The sequence below is a fragment of the Methylobacterium sp. 22177 genome (genome assembly GCF_052045615.1).
GTDB lineage: Bacteria > Pseudomonadota > Alphaproteobacteria > Rhizobiales > Beijerinckiaceae > Methylobacterium > Methylobacterium radiotolerans.
On record NZ_JBQEPK010000011.1, the window covers coordinates 91,462 to 111,843 of the forward strand.

A 20,382-nucleotide genomic window follows, 5' to 3' on the forward strand; every position below is an offset into this window, starting at 1 on the left:
AACCATCTAAGTCTTTGGATAGCTGCGGCTTCCGGGGTCAGGTCCCGGTGACATTTCGGGGTCATATGCCCCAGTCGCGGTAATCTCCACATGCCTCGCAAGCCGGATCCCAAGAACGCGTACCTGGAAGTCCATTGCGGGTACTACAGGGTGTCGATGGGCGTGCCGGCGCCGCTCCGGCGCCAGCTCGGAACCCGCCTCAAGAAGGCGCTCGGCACGAAGTCGCTGCTGTCGGCGAACGTCCTGAAGGTCCCCGTGGTCAAGGCGTTCCAAGCGAGGATCGCGAGGGCCTGGGAGATCCATGGCGGGGACAAGGGATCGGTCCTGCGGGAGGCTGCGGCCTGGGCCGAGACCCTGAGGGCCGCGGGCGGTACCGAGGCGTACGATGACTTCGCGAGGGAGATCGCCGAGCGCAAGGCCGAGATCGAGCTGACGAACGCCAGCAAGGTCCGGGTGTACGTCGAAGATGAGGGCTGGGTCGATCACGAGGTGCCGACCAGGGAAGCCAAGGAGGCAGCGAAGCTGTTCTCGGCGGTGGTGCATGGGTCCGCGACACCCATTGCGCTGCACCACGAGGACTTCATGAAGACCCTCAACATCAAGCCGAGGTCGAGGACCGACGACCCCCGGGCCCTCAAGGTTCTCCTCGACTGGTGCGTGGCGAAGAACGTGCCGCCTTACCTGGAGAACATCGACGAGCTCACGGCGCTGCGGTTCATGGACGGGTTGCCGCAATTCACGGGCGCCGCCTGGGCGACGAACAACAAGCACCTTGGACGCCTGAAGCTCTACTGGAAGTGGATGAAGCGTCGGCAGATGGTCAAGGTCAACTCGTTCTGGGACCTGAACCTTCCTAAGCCCGACACCGACCCGGAAACAGAGGAGAGGGCGTTCCTGGATGTCGAGGTCCAGAAGCTCCTGATGGGGACCAAGGACCCCGCCATGCTGGACGTCATGATGATCGCCGCGTTGACCGGGGCCCGCCTCGACGCGATCATCGACCTGAGGGTCGGGGACAGCATCGACGGCTGGTTCACCTTCAAGCCGCAGAAGAAGGAGAAGAAGGCGAGGGACGTGCCCATCCACCCGGCGCTCCGGGAAATCGTCCTTCGACGTGCGAAGGGGCGCGCTCCCGAAGACGAGTTCTTCCCGGAATGGCCGGGGCCGAAGTCGGGCACCTCGATGCGTGAGCGCTCCGCGGACTACTCCAAGCACTTCATGCGATATCGCATCAAGGTCGGGGTGCAGGACAACGTGCCGGGCAAGCGGCGCAGCTTGGTCAACTTCCATTCCTTCCGGCGCTGGTTCAGCACGAAGGCTGAGCGCAGCGGCACCTCCGGGGACATGATCGCCGCCATAGTCGGGCACAAGCGCTCCGGGCTCACGCTCGGCCGCTATAGCGAGGGACCCGAGATGGAGGCCGCGAAGGTCGCGGTGGCGAAGGTCCAGTTGCCCCCGCTCGACGGCAGCCCGGTGCGCGAGGCCCAGGCACTCACTCCCCGCCGAAGGAGGGTGGCCGGATCGTGAGGAGGTTGTGCCACATTAGCCCACGTGGCCGCTTTGCTTTGGTGCGGGCCGTGGCAGGCCCGTTGGCCTCCCCTGAGGCCGGGCCTAGTCTGGCTTTGCTGGCTTGGCGCGACGCGCCTGCGTACCGGGGTGCTTAGGCGATGAACGTCGACGAAGCCATCTATGTGCACCGTGAGGACCTGATCGGCCTAGCCGACCGGGAGATCCATTACGAGGAACTGATTGAAGCTATCCATGGCGATGCCAGGGGGGCAACGGAGATCTCCATCCTCGGAGGCTTTTACGCCGTAGATGCCTTGGTGAACGTGTGCCGGAAGGTGCCTCGCGATGCCAGGCGCGAATGCACCATCAGGATCGCCGTTGGACTGGAGGCCACTGCCCTCATCCCACGGACTTGGACGGACATGCGCGAAGTGGAGAAGAAGCTTCGGAGCACTGGGTTCAGGAACGTCACCGTCAAGGTCGTCATGAACTCGCCGGTCCACTTCCACACGAAGCTGTTTCGCATCCTGAGGACCACGCATCCGGTCTGGTACGTCGGGTCAGCCAATCCGGGCAGCAAGCGCCACGAGTTGATGCTGCGCCTGACGGGCCGGCACGATGCGTTGATGGCGTACATGGATGCCGTGTTCGAGGAGGCGCGGTCGGTCTCGGAGCCTCAGCCCGCCGTCGATATCCGCACGCTGCGGGATTTCTTTCTGGCCGGGGAGCTCTGCCACAAGCCGCCCACGCCCCGCCTCTTCACCTTCGATGCCTTCCGCTTCACGCCGGATAATCGAGAGCAGATTGGGGCGGTTCTCGCGGGCGAGGCCGGGGTCGAGCACGCCCGCCCGCGCACGGAAGGGTTCGGCTTCAGCCTTCGGAGTGCTCTGGGCCTCGACGACCTGCCGGTCATCGAAGGTGAGGAGGCGGTCGCTCAGCGTACCCAGTACCGCCGTTCGAGCGTCGACACCGTGCTCGGGCTGTGGATGCCGCGAAAGTACGCCAGGGAACTCAGGCTTCGCATCGCCGAGGATGAGGCGGACCGTTTCAGGAAGCTGACCGAGATAGCCGACGAGTTGAACGCCGGCCCGGGGCAGGAAAGGGTTCGTATCGCCTTTGGAGCGCACGTGACGTCACTGCAGGGACTGCTCGACAGGCACCGGATCGAGGTTCAGCCGGTCCCGAACCGGGAAGCCCTGTTCGAGCGCTTCCTGCGGTCGAGGACGACGACGTTGTCGGACGAGGATGCTCGCAGGCGCCTCGCTCGCACGCTCACCTTGGTCGACATGCCCGACATTTGGGAGGACGCGCATGCGGTCCGGGAGTTTGAGACCTCATTCTTCGAAGATCTGACCTACCGAGCCAGCGTCACCACCGGCGGTACCGGCCGGATCATAAGGTCGTTCGTCGAACGTTTGGGCTTCCTCGGAGCCCATGCGCCAAGCGACGTTCGTTCAGACTTGGAGGATAGCCTGGACGAGCTGGGATGGCGCGACCGCGACTGGCTCCCGTAGGCGGTCACGTCCCGTCCACGTACCAGCGCCTTTTCTCGAAGCGCAGCAGGCCCGCGGCTCGCAGCACGGTCTTTGCTGCCTCTTCAGCCCCCGATTTGATGCCGGCAGCTCGGGCAGCGGTACTCAAGCCGTCGCTTTCCACTCCAGCAGATCCTGCCGCCTTCGCACAGGCGAGCAAGACCTTCATCGCCTCGGCGGCTTTCGTCCCGCCGGGTTCCTGACCGTCCCGGCGCGGCGGGCCTGTTACGGCGGCGACGGCGGCATGAAGGTCCTCAATCCTCCTACCCTGCCTGTCGATGGCCTCGGCGAGTTCGGCCGTGGTCGCCGCCTGCACGGAATCTGCCCGCTCCCTCCCCTGGCCGACCTTCACCCCACGGCTCCCTAGATAGGCCCTCACGGCCTCGCCGTAGACGTCGCTTGCCGACCGGTCCTCATCCAGCGCGACCAGCTTCATCTCGCGATGGAGATCCGGCGCCACGTAGATCATGACCTTGCGGTTGCCGGTCTGGAGGTCCTCAACGGTACGACGGCGTGGAATAGGCATGGCTGCCGGCCCGGAAGCGGTGACAGCAAGCAGTCATGACAGAGGGCCGTTAACGGGCGCCCACCAGAAGGCGGCGCCCGAGGATTATCTGCCAGTACACTGGCAAGCTGTCATGCTGTTATCGAGTCGCCAGGGGATATCTGGCGGCCGCTACCCCGCCGTGCTTGCCTGCCCGCAGAGCCCAAGCGATCGTCCCGCCGACCAAGGATCCCGCATCATGAAAAGCGCGCCCAACCCCCATCCGTTTGCCTGAGGAGGATCTCGCCGCCTGCCGAGCCTCCGTAATCCCAGGAGGCTCAGATGACATCCCCCACGCCCATGCGCCTATGGGCCTTCAGCGACCTCCATCAGGAGCACGCCGCGAACGCCTGGGACCCGGCAGACCACGAGCCAAGCGGTGGCTTCGACGTCGTGGTGGTTGCCGGCGACATCCATATGCCTCTCACCCAAGCCCTGGACTGGCTGGGTGAGCGCCTGCGCGGATCGGAAGTCGTTATGGTGCCCGGGAACCACGAGGCGTGGTGGAACAGGGGCGAGGACCGCTACACGATCCATGACCAGTTCGAGCGCGGGAGGGATCGGGCGTCCGCACTCGGCATCCACCTGCTGCTCGACGACGCGGTCGTGATCGGTGGCACGCGCTTCCTGGGGAATGCCCTGTTCACGGACTTCGGGTGGGGAAGTTTCAGCCTGTCACACGCCTTCCGGAGCGCCCAGGGCCGCAACGGGATGATGGACTACCGCCGGATCAGGACGGGTCCCCGTTCCCGGGACAGGATCGAGCCGGGCGAGGTGCTCGCAATGCACCGGGTGACCCGAGCCTTCATCGAGGACGAACTCGCCCGCCCTCACGATGGCCCGACGGTGGTCGTGACACATCACGCCCCGCATCCGGCTAGCCTGCAAGACCCGCATGCGGACCTCGCCTGGTGCTATGCGTCGGATCTCACCGACATGATCATGGACAGGGGGCCGGACTTATGGATCCACGGGCACGTGCATCGGGCGGCCGACTATCGGATTGGTCGGACGAGGGTGGTGTGCAATCCAAGGGGGCATGCCGATGAGACGTCAGGCTTTGTGCCTTCACTAATTGTCGTCCCGAAGTGCCAGGTTCTGACTTCTGCCGGTTGTAGCTCCGGTTGGCCGGCACGAGTGAGATGCTCATCTTGAGCCCTTGCTCTCGGTCGTGTCCGACGCGAGCGCGAGCTTCAGCCCTACCAAACCTGTGGGAATGTTCCCCTTCGCTGGGTCCTTGAGCGTAACAGTGCGACGACTACATATTTCTCATTCACGTGGAGCACTCTGAGATGGCGCGCGGAAAGCCGGTTGTCCTGTCCTCGCGAACGTTCGCGAACCAGACTCTTGCAAACGAACATTTCGCATCAATGCTCAACCGCTACCAGCCTGGTGATCGGGTCTCAGATGAGGACGGCGCCGAACTTGCGGACCTCATAAAACGGCATCCGGAGTACGCCGAGAAGTCTGGGGTCGGGGTGGATCACTTCGAAGTTCAAAGCGCAGACTACGGAACGCAATGCTTCAGGGTAGTGCGATCGGATGGTACTTGGGAACGTTTCTCATATCTAACGTGCATCTCGCCTGCTCGGGCGGCTTAGTCTAAAACATCCTGCAAGCGCGATCACTCGATAGGTGCGTTCGCCAGTGCCCTATCGACGTCCGCGCGCATGAGCCTCGAACTAAGCACCGCGTCCAAGTCCTGTGCCCGAAGCCAAGCGAGCGCCCTCGTCTCGTCCATTCCTTTGTCTATCGTCAACTCGGTTAGTGCGCTGGCCACGTAACGTGACAAGCCGAGGCCCACAAAACTAATCATGGTGGGATCCGAGGCGCCCACCTCCAGATAGCTGGGTAGAGCCGTCAAGCTGCTGGCATATTCTGGATACCCATTTGATATCAGAATATGCTCAAAAACTGAGAGATAGCAGATAGATAGTCTAAAGTATTTAAACCTGATGTCTTCTTCTATGTCTTGAAGTGTTTCACGGATGACCGTGGCTATCGGTTTATCCTTTTCATACGTATGGTTTTTGTCAATTATTGCAGGTAGCTGCTCGCCTCTCATCCATTTAAGGGCAATAGCTGCCATTCTCAAATGCAGGCGAGGCACTTGGAGTGACATAAGTTGCTCATGACAAACGCGGAATACTTCACAAAGGCTTTTGTAGGCGTCTGGGTCCCGTGGATGTCGAGGCAGGAGCTCCTCTAGTCGCTTCACGCCTCCGTCTCTGACTTCGCTTTCAAGGTATGTGGCAAGTCGCTGTTGCCGGATCGGGGAGACCGTCGGCGATTTGGCGAGGACCGTAGTCGGCAGGTCGATTTGGCTCCTCGCCGTCTCCAGTGCGACGACGATGCGCGCCTGGTCTGGCTTAGGCACGTCACATCGATCTAGCGTCGTTTGGATGCGGCCCGTGCCCAAATCGGATAACAGCCGCCCGAACGCCGCTTCGATATTGATGGCCTTATTGGTTTCGCGAAGCGGGTTCGCCTCAAGCGCACAGTCTATGACTGCATCAAATTCGTTGGCGAGTGTTCTGCTGAGGGCACTTTGAACGTCGACCTCGTTCCCTTGGTTGGCCGGTTTGGTATCCCACTCGTCGTAATCGATCAGAAAGATGTTCCCCTGGAACTCCCGACCCAGGCGCCCTGCGCGTCCGGCGAGGTTCCAGAACTCGGCGGCCGTAAGCGGGTCCCGCTGCCCTTTCTTGGGCTTGCAGACGAAGAGGTTTGCCGCGGGAAAGTTCACGCCTTGAATGAGCGTGCTCGTCGTCACGAGGTACTGGATGTCGCCATCGGCGAACGCCGCCTCAACGTTCCGACGCACCAGGGCAGGGATGCGTCCGTAGTGGAAACCCACACGACGCTTGAGGCACTCGACGAGATCGTAGCGGTCGTGCACCGCTGACCTGACCAGGGAGATAAGCTCGACGATACGGGGGTCCTCGGACGCATCGGTCGTCGAGACTTCTTTGAGCCCCAGCGCCACCTTCTCCGCGTCCGCGGGGCCGTTGGCGTAGACGATCGATGGTTTCGACCGGCCGAACCGTTCGGCCACGCGGATCAGCCTCTCCTTCACGCTGGGAAGGTTCATCCCGATCTCGGTCTCACCGAGGGGGTGTCGCATGCCGTCCAACACCTTCTCGACGGCAAGCTTCCTCAGGGGTGAGCGGGTGTTCACAACGATGAGATTCTGAAGGACCGCGGGCGAACGCGTCGAAACCTGCCTCAGTTCGCCGACGTCGAAGATTTTCCCGAAGACGCCTGGATCCCGGATGTTCGGACCAGCGAATATGAACTGCGCCTTGGGGCGTTTAGCAATCAGCTGGTCGATAACGCCCTGCAGGAGGACCCCGCGCGAACCATCCTCAATGCCCTGCGCCTCGTCGGAGATGACGACGTCGGCGGCGAATCCCGGGTGGGCGCCCATGATAGCCTGGAGACGTTCCTGCGTGAGCACGTAGATCGCGCGCTCGGGAAGCGTCGTCTCCGCCGGCAGGGGGACGTTCACGATCTGGAAGCCGCGGAGCGCGTCGCTTCGACGCCACTTGGCGACGGCGTCGGTCACCTGCGCGATGAGCGCCCGGCTCGGCACGATGTAGCAGGCCACGGTGAGCCTGCCGCTCTGGGCAAGGCTCCGCAGGTGGGCCTGTAGAACGAACGACTTGCCTGCCGACGTGGGTGCCGACACGGACACGTTCTGCCCGTCGTCCAGGTCCTGCCAGAGGTGCCGCTGAAAGTCGGTGAGGTCTATGGGCTCTTTCCCGACAGTGATCCGATTGCCATCCCGCCGGATCTCCTCGGCAAGCGCAGGTAACGTCGGCAGACGACGAAATTCCTCGACGTGGGGCGCCGACGCGAGGGCCGGAAAATTCCCCATCCGGGTGAGAACGATGCGGAGGATACCAGCCAGCCCTGGTAGGTCCTGGCGATCCAGGTCCGCGGCACAGGCGGCGATGCCGTAGGCCGCGCCCTGTCGCTCCGGCACCGCCGAGCAGGCGAGAACTGTTGCCGCCTGGACGCAACGCAGAAGGTCGGCGTTGGAAAGCATGAGTGTCTCGTCGAGACCAAGCTCACGCTGAAGCCAGGCTCCTTCCAAATCCGCGCGGTGCGCGTGAAATTGGGCGTGCCCCCAGATCCGTTCCCCCAGTGCCTCGATCACGCGGCCCAACCGATCCTGTGCTGAAACCGCATGCGGAGGTCCTGCACGGAGGGGACCGGCAGAAAGAAGACGTCGATGGTGTGATGCTCGATTCCATTCTTCTTGAGTTGAGCGTCCAGACGCGTCGCGCACGAGTCGAGCTCGACGCGCAGAGCATCTTGGAAGGCGTTGTCGACGTCGGCCGGCTTGAGTCCGTTCATGTCTGCGAATCGCTCAAAATCGAACGCGACCAGGATGACCGATCCGTCGATGCGCTGGTTGTAATTTTCGGCGTAGGGATCGAGGAAGGACATGATCGCATCACGGCCAGCATCCGAAAAGGCCGAAAGGTCGCCGTGCTCCCGGACCAGGAAGATCTCCTGCTTCATCTTGTCGTCCTGCAGGTTCTCGGCAACGGACTTCACCGCCTCAGACAGGGCGTTGGCGACGGAGGCGTAGCACTTGGACTCGCCCCAGAGCAGGGTCAGTCCGCCCGTGGCGGGGTCGAAGCTGAAGTGGACGCCATCAGAGCCATGGACGGGCATCTCACGGCTCGTCTTGAGGCTCATCTTGGCGACGAGTTGAGGCGCCTTGAGCACATGCTCGATCAATAAGTATGTAATGACCTCACCGAACTCACCGTTTCGGTTCGTATTGCGCTGGGCCCGTTTGAAGAGATCGACTGCTTGATCGCGTAGCGCAGTCGCACGCTCGAACTGCTTCTGTGGTGATAGGTGTCGCAATTTCTCATGGGCGGCGTTGATTGACTTTCGCGACATACAGAACGAGATAAGCTTGGTCGATAGAAGCTCCACAAACTCGGCAACGGTTGGCTTGCCTTCTCGGAATGCAAAGTAGTGGCCATGCATCCGGATGTGGGGGTTCTGGCACTTTGCTTGATGTTCGAGCCTGCGAACTCTGACGCCTAGGTCGTCGTGATCCGTAGTTAGGGACAAGAGTATGCCCTGCAACTCCGCCGGATCGAAGGTCATCCCGTCCGACACGAGATTAGACCATGATTCGCCGCCCCGGCGTCCCGTCGAACGGGTTGCCTGGGCGCGCGCTATCTGAGTGGTGCTGCAGCGTTCCGAGGCGCATGTGCCGCCGAGTTATAATTCGACATACCTCTAACGGCTTAGCTAGGTTTCTGTTCCGACATCCAGGCGGCCAGGTGCGGGCCCACTGCCCTATGCCAACGCCCGCGTGGCAGCTCGGCGATCAGGTTGCGCAGCGACACCCGCCCGCCGGCCTGAAATTATGGTTGAAGCCATCGCGAACTGATTTCCGAATCTGGCTCGGATGCATATCCTAGGCTGAAAAGATCGGGGGCTCGCTTGGCACAGAGGAACATTGCGGTCGTGGGCTGCGGACCCAAGGCTGCCGCTATCGTAGCCCGGGCTCACTGCATTAACCGTTTCGAAGGAGCTGAGAACCAAATCAGCGTGACGGTGTTCGAAGAACGCGGGATCGCTGCCGCCTGGGATGGCTCTCATGGTTACACAGACGGTGATCAGAAGCTCTGCACGCCAGCGGAGCGGGACCTCGGGTTCCCGTACTATCCGGACAAGATTTTCCCTGAGCTTGCTTCCATCCTAAAGAAGGAGTTTTCCTGGGACGCCTTCCAGCTGAGCCCGCCCCATAACAAGGCGCGGTACGCCGAATGGGTCTCCCGTGGCAGAAGGCCAGAGACTCATCGAGAGTTCGCGGACTACATCCGGTTCGCGCTGCGCCAGGCAGACAACGAGCCTCTGATCGCAAAGGTAACCGGAATACGCAGATCCAGAGGCCGCTGGATAGTTGAATTTCACGACAAAAAGACCGACCAGCCTGACGCCCTGGAAGGGTTTGATGGGGTCGTTTTTACCGGGCCTGGGCCGTCCGTAAACAAGCTGGCAAAGACCCGCCTGAGGAATGTGTTCGGTGGTCAGAACTTCTGGAACCACCGCGTCGCTATCCTGAATACGCTGAAAAAACCTCGCGCTGAAGTGGTCATTATTGGCGGAGGGGGAACAACTGCAGCTATCGCTGCATGGCTAGTGCGAAATCTGCCAGAGGGCAGGAATATAAATCTTGTAAATACACAGGGTACGCTTTTCAATAGAACAGTAAATTTCTTCGAGAATCGGATATTCGATGATGAAGTGCCGTGGGAGGCCTTCTATAACGAGGAGCGTCGAAATTTCGTCAAACGGCTCAACAGGGGAGTAGTATGGGAGAATGTAACAGACATCCTTTCCGAGGCGGAGGGGCTGGTGTTCACGCCCGGACGGGCCATTGAGATAAAAGCTGGGACGCGCGGAAAAAAGCTCGTTGTATTTTGCCAGAACAATACGAGCCCTGATCCGGTTGAAGTACCCGCCGATGTCGTAATTGATGCCTCCGGCTTTGATGCTTGGTGGTTTACTTCTCTCCTGCCTAAGGCGCTGCAAACGCGCGTGTCCCGTAAGAACGCAGAACGATTGGAAGATCGGATGCTGGATGACCTATCGTTTGACCTTCGCGGGTGGCCTAAAATCCACGCACCCATGCACTCGCAGATCATTGGCCCCGGGTACAATTCCCTGATGGTTTTGGGGGGGATGGCGGAGCGCGTCCTGAGGCCCTACCGTTAGCAACCTCCTTGCGAAACGCATGGAAACCCGTACATATATATACCCATATGCATGGAGGTCCCGATGGCCGGAAAAACAGGATCTAACCTCGTCCTCCGAAGCGTCTACCTCCCTGACGATCTCGATCAGGAGCTCAAGGTAGTCGCATACCACGAGGATCGCAGTAAGAACGACATCATGCGCGAGGTGCTGCAAGCTGGCCTGCGCACCCTTCGGGCGGAAGGTGACAGACGCTTTGTGAAGCCGCAGCCGGCAAAGCTGCGTTTGCAACCGGTCAAGTTGGAGCCGATGAAGCGTCCGAAGGGCAAGGCTGCCTCTCAACCCGCTAAGGCGAAGCAGCCGGCTGCGCAGCCGCGGTCCCGCGCACAACCGCGCGCGGCCAAGGCGGTCGCGGCTTTAGAGCCTACTATCTAGTTACATACGATAGTCAGGTAACAATCAGAGCACATTGATGGGTCGGGAGCTTCCCGGCCCATTATTATTTGCTTACCAGGCCCAGTTCCTAGCTCGCCGCCCCCGTTCCGGGTGATCTTGCGTCCGTCCGCCCCCTGGTGTGGAGCCGAGTTTGATGCAGCGAGTCGTTAACTACGTCGTCGATGAGTTGTGTGCCCCGGCCTGGGACGGGTTGCGGCGCCTGGTCTTCACGTTTACTTAAGACCTCATGTTCTCGCAGACCAAATTCACGGCGCTCCGGGCGGGGATCCCCGCACCGGCCCACGCCGATTCCTCCCGAGGATAGCCTTGCGCGCCCGGGAGTCCCTTTAAAGGTTCGCTCCCGATGACGACCATGCTCCGGAAACCCGCTGCCTCCTAGGCCAGGCTTTTCGCCGGCCGCCCCCGTCCCGGGCGCACTAGCGTCCGTTCGACATTCCCCAGGGCTGACCCGCCGCCATCGAGTGCGGCCGGCTACCCCTGCGCGTGGGCAGCTCCATGAACGATACCCTCAAGCCGCCTGGCGGGCGGTGCGACGCCTGTGCGGGCTCCGACCTGACCGGGCCACCTCCGCCATTTGATGATCCCTCCCGCCTTGTCGGCGAGATCTTCCGCCGTCTGACACTCGCGACTGAGACCTACCCCGGCGCGCCGTTCACCCGCATCGTCAGGACAATGCTCGTCGCCATGGGGCGTGCCTGCCTCACGGAGGCCGAGGCGCAGGCGCGATGGCTCCGGGAGCGCGGCGAGCCGGCCCGACAAGGGGTCAGGGTCAGCGCGACCGCCCGCCGGGTCGACTTTGACGCCTGGGACCCTGGCGACCCCGACTAATCGGTCATCCTGAAAGATCAGCTCAATGGCCTACCGCCTTCGCCTCAAACCGAAAGCTGGCGCCGCCTGCCGGCGTCCGTGCCGCCGCCTGACCGCGGCTGGCACCATTCCAAACCCCTTCGAGACACCCCCCGGGGCCTGACCGACGCGCATCGGCGCGCGGCGGCCTCGCGATGGAGGCTGCCGTGAGCAAGAAGACCTTAGCACCCAAGACCCCAAGCCCACTCCAGCGCCTCAGAAAGACCGGGCGCCAGGCCGACGACCTCGACCACCTTGATCATGCGTTCGAGGATCTCAGCGCCAACCGCGGTAAGCACCGCCTGCCTCTGACCGACGTGGCGGCCGACCTATCCGTCTCGACGGTGCTCGCCGCGGCGATGCTGCACGAAGCCATGACGCCCCGGGACCGACGGCGGCTCGCCAGGGGCCGGGGGCTCGCCATGACCGTCGCGGTATCGACCGCTGACTGGATCGAGCCCGTCGCGGACGCCCTCCACCGGACAAACGAATGGCGAGAAATCATCAAGCGCCACGGCGGCAGTCGGACGACCGATAGGCCCGAGGTGGGCAATGAGACTTGCGCCAACGCCCTCGGTGCGGGACGCAGCGTCCTCGGCGTGTCGACCGCTCCCGAACGCTACCTGCCATCGACACTGATGGCGGCCGCCGACCTCCGGGTGGCCATCGGCATCCCTTCTCCGCTGGCGATCCGAAGAACGATCCAGATCGTCACGGGCCGCCTTCCCAAGCCCCTCGCCGATGGTGTGGCGCATGGGCTCACGCCGATGGAGATCGCATCCTGCATCCGGAAGGGCAGCACCGCCTCCGCCTGCGTCCGGCGTCTCAGGGCAGCCTCGGCCTCGAAGCGCACCGATGTGGAGGTCGGGCTCGAAGCCGTGCCGGCGCTCGCCAATTGCCTGGGCTACGGCGAGGCCCAGGAATGGGGGCTGCGGCTGGTCTCCGCCATCGAGGAGTACCGGCGGGGCGAACGGTCATGGTCGTCCATCGAGGACCGCAACATCGTCCTCGCAGGAGATGCCGGCGTCGGGAAGACCACCTTCGCCCGAAGCCTGGCCAAGTCCGCTGGCGTACCGTTGATCGCAACGAGCGTCTCGACGTGGTTCGCGAGCGGCGGCGGCTACCTCAACGAGATCGTGCGAGCCGTTGATGCCGTCTTCGCCAGAGCCGCTTCCATGGGCGGACCTGTCGTGATCCTCCTCGACGAGTGTGACAGCATTCCCAACAGGGCTACGGTCGATAGTCGTTACCGGGATTACTGGGTACCGATCATCTCCCACATCCTGCTGGCGCTCGATTCGGCGGTGTCCGGCGCGAACTCGCGCTTCGTTGTGATCGGGGCCACGAACTTTCCGGAGCGGCTGGACGAGGCCTTGGTGCGGCCCGGCAGGCTCAACAGGATTGTCCACATCCCGCGGCCGGACATCCCCGCAATCGCCGGCATCCTCCGGCAGCACCTCGGCGACGCGCTGCCCGGCGTCGACCTGATGCCGCTCGCCAACATCGGCGCGGGGGCCACCGGCGCCGAGATCGCCGGATGGGCCAAGGGCGCCAGGATGGTGGCGAGGCAGGCCGGCCGTGAGATGGTCCTCGGCGACCTTGTCGACCAGGTCGCCCCGCCGGAGACGCGCTCCCCCGCCCACCTTCTCGCGGTCGCCCGCCACGAGGCATCGCATTGCTACGCTACGGAAGCCTTGCTGGTCGGGACGGTCACGACCGTGTCGCTGGTCGCCAAGGGCGCCTTCGCCGGTCGTACGTCGGCCCGCCTTCGCGAGACCCAGATGATGTCCGCCGAGGACCTGGATGGTCTCGTGATCTCGATCCTGGCGGGGCGGGCGGCCGATGGGCATTGGGGGCAGGTCACGTCGGGATCCGCCGGCAGCCGAGGCTCGGACCTGGCGCATGCCACGTCGCTGGTCGCGGGGAAGCACGCGTCGTGGTGCTTGGGGCAGTCGATCCTGTACCGCTGCGACCAGACCGATGCCTTGTCGCTCGTGCGCGCCGACGCATCCTTGAGGGCCATCGTGGAGGCGGACCTGAACCGCCTCTACGCCCTCGCCGTCGACCTGATCCGCGCGAACGCACGCACCATCGACCGGCTCGCTCACCGCCTGCTGGAGCGCAGGGTGCTGGGTGGGGACGAGGTCCGCAGGATCATCGGGGTTCCCGATCCCGAGGTCGTCGTCGACGGACCCGTCTCCACCGTGGGAGGCCCCCATGAGTGACGCCCACGTCGACGATCAGGTGGCCCAGGTCATCGTCGGCCTGATCCGCGTCCGGCGCGCCCTGGACCCGCTCACCTTCGACAACCTCCTGGGGTCGGTGCTGGCCGAGATCCAGATCGGGCTGGACGTGGCCGAGGAGCAGGCGCTGGAGGAATTCCATACCCGGCCCATCGGCCCGAACGTGGTCCGGTTCCCCGGCCTGCGCCCAGAAAGGAATGGGCAACCATGATCCAAGGATGGAGTCGATGGTTCTTGAAACCGGTCGTTTCGTCCTGGGCGCCGAACGCCTTTTCTGGCATAAGGGAACCATGACGACCTTCTCGCAACACATGGCCGCCTTCGTGCGGGCCAACCGTCAGCCTGGCTCCAAAGCCTGAGGTCGTTGCGGACCTTCGGCCGGGAGCACCGGCCGACCTAAGCCCCCGACGGACGGCCGCCCAGCGGCCACAGACCGGCGCCACGCCGGACCGGGAGGCTTCCATGCATCGTCTTGTAAAACCCCCACGCCTCGCACGGTAATCGACGCTGGTTGGTGCATTTGCGCGCCGGCAGGTCCTTACCTCGCGAAAAGTCGCGGCCCTGGCGCCGCCTCATCACCCTTGCCTGGGAGTGATCAGCCATGCCCGCGGTCGTTTCGAAAGGCAGTTCCGCCGCCCACCCCCCTGTATCCCTTCCTCGCTCCGCGCGCTCATACGCGACGGGTCAGTCAACTGGAGGATGCCTCCATGACACCATCGAAGCCGTCGAGAAGCTACGCGTCCGACGCGTGCTTCTCGGAAACGCCCCCACTGGGCCGCAAGAACATTGAAGACCAGGCGGCTCACCTGAGCCGCCTCATGAACCCGGCCGGCTCCGGTCAGTCCGACTTCCGCAAAGCAGGCTTCTGAGCAGCCTGTCGGAACCCGACTGACCGAACCGGCGGCCCGCCTGCGGACCGCCTCCCAAGTCCCTGCCCTCGATGGGCAACCGGGAGTCTGTGCGATGAGCGGAGCGTTTAGGTACGCTGCCGATGAGGGCGGCGAAGAAGGCTTGCCTTGCGGCAAGGGCGGTGAAGTCGAGCTCCATTTCGAGCGCGTCTTCACCATTGCCGAGGTGTCGGAGAAGCTTGGCCTCTCGCCTCGGCAGGTGAAGGCTCACATCGACGACGGCAACCTCATCGCCGTCGACGTTGGGCGCGGCAAGGAACGTAGAGACCTTCGGATCCTCGATGAGGATCTGGAAGGCTTCGTGCGCCGTCGAAAGACAGGTGCCGTCCCGACGCTGGCCGTAAGGGAGCCTGCCACGCCGCCACCGTTGCCATCGGCACCGGTTGGCTATGCCGCCCGAAGGGAAGCACGCTTAGCCGCACGGCGCTGACTTCTACCATTCGCACTGACCGCCGTCGGTCAATCCGTCGGCGGTCAGTGAGCCCACCACTGCCCCAGCCAGAAAACTGCCTGTCTCAACCTACCGGCTCGATCCGGCGGGACAGGAGCCGCATGTCCAAAACAAGGAAGGACTGAAAGATGACCACGATCAGTGACAACGCCACGACCAGCACCGCAGTCGCCCTCGTTGTCCGGAAGGTCGCCGACAAGAAGAAGGTCGCCGACAAGAAGCGGAGGACTCCTGCGCTGGTCTGGAAGCCGGATAACAGCCCGTTTTACCAAATGGACTTCCGGGTGAAGAAGCAACGCGTCACAGGTTCGACCGAGCTGACAGACAAGCGTGCGGCGACCGCCTACGCGAAGGCTGAACGTGACAAGGTGATCGCCTTGCATGTCAAGCTTGGGCCGGCCAAGGGACGCGACATGACCATCTTGGCTGCGGCGCACCGCTACTTCCACGAGCGCGGTCAGTTCACGACAAACCCTGGCAAGATCGAGACGAACCTCGATTGGCTTGTTGATCGCATAGGCGAGAAGACGCGTATCTCGCAGATCGACGACGAGATGCTCGCTCGCTTGATGGCCGAACGGCGCGAGATGTTCCGCTGGGGCGATCCCAAGATGGGCTTGGTTTCGGCTACGACCGTAAACCAGAGTGTCCTGGATATGGTCCGACTTTTGCTGTCGCGGGCCAGGACTTGCTGGAAGGTGCCGCTGCCGGACGAGCCAAACTACAAGGAGCACCGCCTGGAAATCGACGAACGTGCCAGGGAGCTCAGTCTCAAGGAGGAGCTCGCCCTTAGTTCTCAGCGCCCGGATTACTGGGCACTTTGTGACTTCATCCTGACGACAGGGCTACGCAAGCGCGACGCCGCCCTTCTCATGTGGTCGCAGGTCGACTGGGATAATGGGGTGCTGAAGCTTAAGACCAAGAGCAAGAAGGCCAAGGGTAAGAACCACGAGGTCCAGATTACCCCAGAGGTTAAGCGCATGCTGCTCGCGCAGCGGGGGTTCGACCCGGTGTTCGTCTGGACCTACGTGGAAACCCGGACGTGGAAGCAGAAGAAGACGGGTCGGGAGTATCGAGCGGGGGAGCGATACCCCGTCACCTACAACCGCTTCAGTGCAGCCTTCCAGAGGATGTGCTTTCTGGCCGGATTGAAGGACGTCCGGATCCACGACCTTAGGAAGACGGCTGGAGCACGGATGCACCGTGCAACCGGTGATCTGGTGGCAGTGCAGTCACTTCTGGGTCATGCGAACATCTCGCTGACCCGGAAGCACTACGTCCACATCTCTGGGGCGGACGTCCGGAAGCGTATGGCGGCGACGGCCGCTTACTACGCAAGGAAGAAGGCACAGGCGTTGAAGGGCGGCATCGACCCATCCATCGACGACGAGCCGGCTCCGATGTAGTGAGGATCTCACGGATACAACAACAAAAGGGGCCCCCGATTGTGGGGCCCCTTTTCTTTTTCCAGTTCACACAGTCACTTATCGTGATTTTGGCCTGCCCGTTCTGCTCAGGTCGCAGATTTCCGTCAATCTCGCACTTGACGAAAGGTAAAGGCGCGAGCATTTTCAACCTGTCTGCGACGCAGGCGCGCGAACCCCAAACCCTCTGCCGCTGGGCAGTGGGGCGGCAACGCCGGGATACGACCTTCTTGGTCATATGCCCTGTACGCCTTGAGAAGGTGAGACGTGTTTGTGGCCGCCTTCGGTGACGCCGGGTTTGCCCGGTAAACGGAGGGAGGAGCGCACGGGCCCCAATGGGTCCTTGGCACCTCGGAACGACCCCCCAGTCGCGCCCGAGGCCCTGAAGAGCTTCGAGCCTTCGGTCGCATTGCCAAGGAAACCACCATGTCCAAGCCCAACGAGATCCATGCCCTTCCGCGCCCTGTTGAGGCGCTCCCGGATTATGCGGCGTCATCGTCGCGCAGTACCCTTGCCAGCAGGCTCACCGAAGCGACCGGCCTCTCCGAGGAAGCCGCTCGGTGCATCGGGAATACGGTCGTCGACCCTTCTTCGGTCCGTAAGACCATTGGCGAACCCAAGACCCCGAACTTCGAGCGGATCGCTGTCCCCGGCGGGACCTTGCTCGGTATCCGCACCACCGTGTGGGCACGCCGGGTTATGCCCGACCCCCGCAATCCGCGTATCCTCCCCTCGCGTCGGCACCCGTTCGCGATCGATCCCGGCACGGGTGGAGAAGACTCGAAGTTCCGGCCTGTGCCGGAGCCACGGTCTCCAGAGGGGGTTTCCGCGACGACCGCGGAGCTTACCGTCGATATCGAGAGCCGGCACCACCTCAACTGGGCGTCCCAGCAAGCCGCTGGCTACGTCAGCTTCAACAACGACTGGTCGGAGTCCATCAAGCATCACGGCGTGATGGAGGCCGTCTGGCTCGTGGCGACCACCTATCGGCACGATGACGGCTCCGACCCCGTCACCGTGCTGACCACGGCCGAAGGATCGTCCCGCATGACTGCGGTTCACTCGATCCTCGGGGAACGGTCTTCCGATGTTCCGTACGACGAGGCGGGTCCCAAGTTCCGCGCCCGCATCAAGCGCCTCAACGACGCGTTCGCTTCCGGGCCGAGCTCGGAGGACGTCATCGCGCTTCGCTGCGAGCGGGTGCCCGCGCTCATCATCGTCGGCTTCGAGCCGTTCGCCCAGAGCACGACGACCTTCCCGACCGCGCTCCGGTCCTTCGTGGCCTTGCGCCACGTCGATCCGCCTAGCCCCTGGGGTGACGGACCCGAGAACGAGGCCCTCGCCGACGAGGTCCTCGACGAGCTCGCCCGTCGTTCGCTCATCTCCGCGACGGAGGCAGCCTACTTCGCCGGCTCGTGCACCAAGGCCGAGGCGAAGGCCGCACACCTGTCTGATGACCCGGCCGTGCGCGCAGCGGCCATCGTCGGGCTTCTGACGAACCAGGATGGTCGCTTCCGCGACGCAATCCGCGTTGCTGTCACGAGCCAGTCGACCCGGAAGCGGATCAACCAGCGTCTGCTCAACGACTTGGCCACCGCACTCGTCCTTCGTGCTGTGGCGGGGGATCCGGGCAAGGTCGATCAAGCCCGGCGCTACTTGCGCCATGCCTTCGGCAAGTCCGTCCATAGCGGCAATTGGGCGCCGACGGGTCGGAGCACCGAGCAGTTGGTGCAGGACGCCATGGCCGAAGTGCGGGCCTCTATCGCAGCGGGAACCGTCGATGAGACGGGGCCGGCCTCGATGGAACTCGCGGTCCGTGCCGCCTATCCGTTGATCATCGACGGTAGGCTGAACGCTGACAGGGGGACCTCGGGGAACGATCAGCCTGATCGGCGGACCCCGGGTGAAGTCCTGGATGCGATGCGGCAGTCGCCACAGGGCATCTATCAGCTCGGGCAGGCCCTCAAGGACCATGCTGCCGGAGTGGCGATCCGCGCTGTCGACGAGGATGGCTCTACGCGTTCGATGGAGGACGGGATCGGAGAGATGTCGATCAACGACATCTTCCTGCGGGGGGAATTCCCGCCGCCCGGCAAGTCGAAGGCACGCCGTCCCGGGGACACTCCGACTGACCGGTATGAGAATGCCGTCGGGGTTCTCGGCGATGCGATGCATGCTGTCCAGGCTGCGTTCGAAGCTCTGGGCCGTGTGGTCGGGGACGACGGACGTCCTCTCGTCGAGACCAAGGGCGTCGATCAGCGTGCCTGCGGCGCCTGGCGTGAGATCCTATCGTCGGTGGAGGACGAACTCGTCCTTTGGTCCCGCATCCACAAGCGGGCGAACGGGGCCGCTGCCGTCGCTCGTCAAGACGAGGCTGCGGCCGACAAGCCCGACGATGACGCCGACCCGACCTCGGATTGGGACCATGAGGAAGAGGCAGCCTGATCGCCATTCCCCATGAAAAATGATGTGCCGGGTCGGCGATAAGACCCGGTACAGCCGACCCGCCAGCCTCGCCCGAGGTTGGCGGGTTTTCTCGTTTCAGGGGCTCCGCAACGCCCCGCTGCTGCGTGCTGTTGCAGGTCAGACCCTGAGTTCCAAATCAAGATCCGAACGCCAAACGAAAATTGGCGCTTATGCCATCCGGATCAGTGGCTTAGCCATTCGATAGCTACGCGTGACCCACTTCCTACTTCAGTTCAGAGGGTGAGCCGAAAAAGACCCTGATCTCGCTCGCCCAGAGACCGGTAAGTGACTGATATTGCTGGCTCCTGCCTTCTGCGGCAAGCGCGGGATTGGCATTTCAATCAAGGCATCCGCGATGCATGGAATTGCAGGCATTGCACCACTTCGGGCCGTAAATCACCAAACTCGTTCCAAACTCGAAGCGCCCGGTTTTTAGGTGGCTGATGAGGCGAAGTCGTCGTAGGCGCTCGCCCCGGACGCCTGAACGTGGAGCCTCTGCCGATCCTGCGGCCATACGATCAAGGAGTCCGAAAATGGGCTATCCGAGAGGTCCCCTCCTGAAGGCCCTCGCCGCGCGTATCCTGGCGAACCTCGATCATGTCGAGGAGCACGCCCCATTGTCCCCGGCGCCCCAAGACGACCCGCCCTTCGCGGACACGCAGCTCCTGATTTCCCTGCTTGGCGTTATCATCTTCCCGCACGAGCGCTCGGCTGAAGCCCTCGGGACGCTTCTGAGCGAGTACGGGCGCCTCGATCAGATCCTTGCCATCCGGCATCCGAAGAGCGCCCGGAACGGCAGCCTGATCGAACTCCCGGGGCCCGACGGGCAAGCCGAACGCGTCGATCCGAACTCCATCGCAAACTTGCCGCGCCTCCTCCGTCACAGCATCGCGCACTTTAATGTCTTGCCGCTCGAACAAGACGGTAGGTTCTCTGGGATCCGTGTCTGGAACGTGAACGAACAGGACGTCATCACCTTCGTGGCGGACATTGATTTCGATGCCTTCCGACCGCTTGCGAAACGGGTGTTGACGGAGTTGGCCGACCCCAGCCGGGACGACCTGAAGCTCGCGGACCCGGAGGACCCGCTGGAGGTACTCCGACGCGAGGTTCCGAAGCCGAAGGCGAAGGGCAAGGCGCCCAGGCCCGTCGACACTGCCTGGAATCCCCTCCTGGAAGCCTGCGGCGGCGACGAGGAGAAGGCTCGGAAAGAGATGACCGCGGCTCTGAAGCAACGCGCCGCCGAGCTCAGGTCGAGGTAGTAAACGACCGAT

At 63.1% G+C, this 20,382-nt stretch carries 18 protein-coding genes; 15 read left to right on the forward strand and 3 right to left on the reverse strand.

All coding sequences use genetic code 11. From position 1 onward, the window contains the following. Positions 1-90: 90 nt before the first annotated feature. Both ACTJK8_RS12930 and ACTJK8_RS12935 read left to right on the forward strand, forming a co-directional pair. Positions 91-1,527: a tyrosine-type recombinase/integrase gene (locus ACTJK8_RS12930; protein WP_440762016.1), complete on the forward strand. Its 1,437-nt coding sequence runs from the start codon at positions 91-93 to the stop codon at positions 1,525-1,527. A 140-nt stretch (positions 1,528-1,667) separates the two neighbouring features. Beyond that, positions 1,668-3,023, forward strand: coding sequence for a restriction endonuclease PLD domain-containing protein (locus tag ACTJK8_RS12935; RefSeq protein ID WP_440762017.1), 1,356 nt, complete (start codon positions 1,668-1,670; stop codon positions 3,021-3,023). Positions 3,024-3,027: 4 nt separating this feature from the next. On the opposite strand, the gene ACTJK8_RS12940 is transcribed toward ACTJK8_RS12935, so the two are convergent. After that, positions 3,028-3,510, reverse strand: coding sequence for a hypothetical protein (locus tag ACTJK8_RS12940; protein WP_440762018.1), 483 nt, complete (start codon positions 3,508-3,510; stop codon positions 3,028-3,030). A 357-nt stretch (positions 3,511-3,867) separates the two neighbouring features. Here ACTJK8_RS12940 and ACTJK8_RS12945 point away from each other — a divergent pair, with 357 nt between their 5' ends. Beyond that, positions 3,868-4,740 (forward strand): metallophosphoesterase, encoded by an 873-nt coding sequence (locus ACTJK8_RS12945; RefSeq protein ID WP_440762019.1) that lies wholly within the window; start codon positions 3,868-3,870, stop codon positions 4,738-4,740. Between the two features lie 215 nt (positions 4,741-4,955). After that, a complete protein-coding gene (locus tag ACTJK8_RS12950) occupies positions 4,956-5,186 on the forward strand; it encodes a DCL family protein (protein ID WP_440762055.1) in 231 nt (76 codons plus the stop codon). Between the two features lie 23 nt (positions 5,187-5,209). Here the strand turns inward: ACTJK8_RS12950 and ACTJK8_RS12955 are convergent, their stop codons facing one another. Both ACTJK8_RS12955 and ACTJK8_RS12960 read right to left on the reverse strand, forming a co-directional pair. Then, a complete protein-coding gene (locus ACTJK8_RS12955; protein ID WP_440762020.1) occupies positions 5,210-7,633 on the reverse strand; it encodes a DEAD/DEAH box helicase in 2,424 nt (807 codons plus the stop codon). Between the two features lie 107 nt (positions 7,634-7,740). Continuing rightward, a complete protein-coding gene (locus tag ACTJK8_RS12960) occupies positions 7,741-8,715 on the reverse strand; it encodes a HamA C-terminal domain-containing protein (RefSeq protein WP_440762021.1) in 975 nt (324 codons plus the stop codon). A gap of 450 nt (positions 8,716-9,165) precedes the next feature. On the opposite strand from ACTJK8_RS12960, the gene ACTJK8_RS12965 reads away from it, so the two are divergent. From ACTJK8_RS12965 to ACTJK8_RS13015, 11 genes are all read left to right on the forward strand, one after another. Further along, positions 9,166-10,335, forward strand: a complete 1,170-nt coding sequence (locus ACTJK8_RS12965; RefSeq protein ID WP_440762022.1) for a SidA/IucD/PvdA family monooxygenase — start codon at positions 9,166-9,168, stop codon at positions 10,333-10,335. Positions 10,336-10,398: 63 nt separating this feature from the next. Next, on the forward strand, positions 10,399-10,749 hold the full coding sequence (locus ACTJK8_RS12970; protein WP_440762023.1) for a hypothetical protein: 351 nt from the start codon (positions 10,399-10,401) through the stop codon (positions 10,747-10,749). Between the two features lie 516 nt (positions 10,750-11,265). Further along, entirely contained in the window at positions 11,266-11,598 is a 333-nt protein-coding gene (locus ACTJK8_RS12975) for a hypothetical protein (protein WP_440762024.1), read from the forward strand. 185 nt (positions 11,599-11,783) lie between these two features. Beyond that, entirely contained in the window at positions 11,784-13,841 is a 2,058-nt protein-coding gene (locus tag ACTJK8_RS12980; RefSeq protein WP_440762025.1) for an AAA family ATPase, read from the forward strand. Further along, positions 13,834-14,070, forward strand: a complete 237-nt coding sequence (locus tag ACTJK8_RS12985) for a hypothetical protein (protein ID WP_440762026.1) — start codon at positions 13,834-13,836, stop codon at positions 14,068-14,070. Before ACTJK8_RS12980 ends, ACTJK8_RS12985 begins: the two co-directional genes overlap by 8 nt. Positions 14,071-14,086: 16 nt before the next feature. Then, a complete protein-coding gene (locus ACTJK8_RS12990; protein WP_440762027.1) occupies positions 14,087-14,218 on the forward strand; it encodes a hypothetical protein in 132 nt (43 codons plus the stop codon). Positions 14,219-14,566: 348 nt separating this feature from the next. Continuing rightward, positions 14,567-14,728: a hypothetical protein gene (locus ACTJK8_RS12995; RefSeq protein ID WP_440762028.1), complete on the forward strand. Its 162-nt coding sequence runs from the start codon at positions 14,567-14,569 to the stop codon at positions 14,726-14,728. A 94-nt stretch (positions 14,729-14,822) separates the two neighbouring features. Then, complete coding sequence (locus ACTJK8_RS13000) at positions 14,823-15,197, forward strand: helix-turn-helix domain-containing protein (RefSeq protein ID WP_440762029.1); 375 nt, start codon at positions 14,823-14,825, stop codon at positions 15,195-15,197. Between the two features lie 149 nt (positions 15,198-15,346). Continuing rightward, a complete protein-coding gene (locus tag ACTJK8_RS13005) occupies positions 15,347-16,624 on the forward strand; it encodes a tyrosine-type recombinase/integrase (protein WP_440762030.1) in 1,278 nt (425 codons plus the stop codon). A 444-nt stretch (positions 16,625-17,068) separates the two neighbouring features. After that, on the forward strand, positions 17,069-19,087 hold the full coding sequence (locus ACTJK8_RS13010; protein ID WP_440762031.1) for a hypothetical protein: 2,019 nt from the start codon (positions 17,069-17,071) through the stop codon (positions 19,085-19,087). 554 nt (positions 19,088-19,641) lie between these two features. Beyond that, positions 19,642-20,370, forward strand: coding sequence for a HEPN family nuclease (locus tag ACTJK8_RS13015; RefSeq protein WP_440762032.1), 729 nt, complete (start codon positions 19,642-19,644; stop codon positions 20,368-20,370). The last annotated feature ends 12 nt before the right edge of the window (positions 20,371-20,382 follow it).

Coding starts and splice junctions, on each gene's coding strand:
- ACTJK8_RS12970 (WP_440762023.1), top strand. CDS start 10,399: ATGGCCGGAAAAACAGGATCTAACCTCGTCCTCCGAAGCGTCTACCTC.
- ACTJK8_RS13005 (WP_440762030.1), top strand. CDS start 15,347: ATGACCACGATCAGTGACAACGCCACGACCAGCACCGCAGTCGCCCTC.
- ACTJK8_RS12930 (WP_440762016.1), top strand. CDS start 91: ATGCCTCGCAAGCCGGATCCCAAGAACGCGTACCTGGAAGTCCATTGC.
- ACTJK8_RS12955 (WP_440762020.1), bottom strand. CDS start 7,633: ATGCTTTCCAACGCCGACCTTCTGCGTTGCGTCCAGGCGGCAACAGTT.
- ACTJK8_RS12975 (WP_440762024.1), top strand. CDS start 11,266: ATGAACGATACCCTCAAGCCGCCTGGCGGGCGGTGCGACGCCTGTGCG.
- ACTJK8_RS12945 (WP_440762019.1), top strand. CDS start 3,868: ATGACATCCCCCACGCCCATGCGCCTATGGGCCTTCAGCGACCTCCAT.
- ACTJK8_RS12990 (WP_440762027.1), top strand. CDS start 14,087: ATGGTTCTTGAAACCGGTCGTTTCGTCCTGGGCGCCGAACGCCTTTTC.
- ACTJK8_RS13015 (WP_440762032.1), top strand. CDS start 19,642: ATGGGCTATCCGAGAGGTCCCCTCCTGAAGGCCCTCGCCGCGCGTATC.
- ACTJK8_RS12950 (WP_440762055.1), top strand. CDS start 4,956: ATGCTCAACCGCTACCAGCCTGGTGATCGGGTCTCAGATGAGGACGGC.
- ACTJK8_RS12935 (WP_440762017.1), top strand. CDS start 1,668: ATGAACGTCGACGAAGCCATCTATGTGCACCGTGAGGACCTGATCGGC.
- ACTJK8_RS12960 (WP_440762021.1), bottom strand. CDS start 8,715: ATGACCTTCGATCCGGCGGAGTTGCAGGGCATACTCTTGTCCCTAACT.
- ACTJK8_RS12940 (WP_440762018.1), bottom strand. CDS start 3,510: ATGATCTACGTGGCGCCGGATCTCCATCGCGAGATGAAGCTGGTCGCG.
- ACTJK8_RS13000 (WP_440762029.1), top strand. CDS start 14,823: ATGAGCGGAGCGTTTAGGTACGCTGCCGATGAGGGCGGCGAAGAAGGC.
- ACTJK8_RS12985 (WP_440762026.1), top strand. CDS start 13,834: ATGAGTGACGCCCACGTCGACGATCAGGTGGCCCAGGTCATCGTCGGC.
- ACTJK8_RS13010 (WP_440762031.1), top strand. CDS start 17,069: ATGTCCAAGCCCAACGAGATCCATGCCCTTCCGCGCCCTGTTGAGGCG.
- ACTJK8_RS12995 (WP_440762028.1), top strand. CDS start 14,567: ATGACACCATCGAAGCCGTCGAGAAGCTACGCGTCCGACGCGTGCTTC.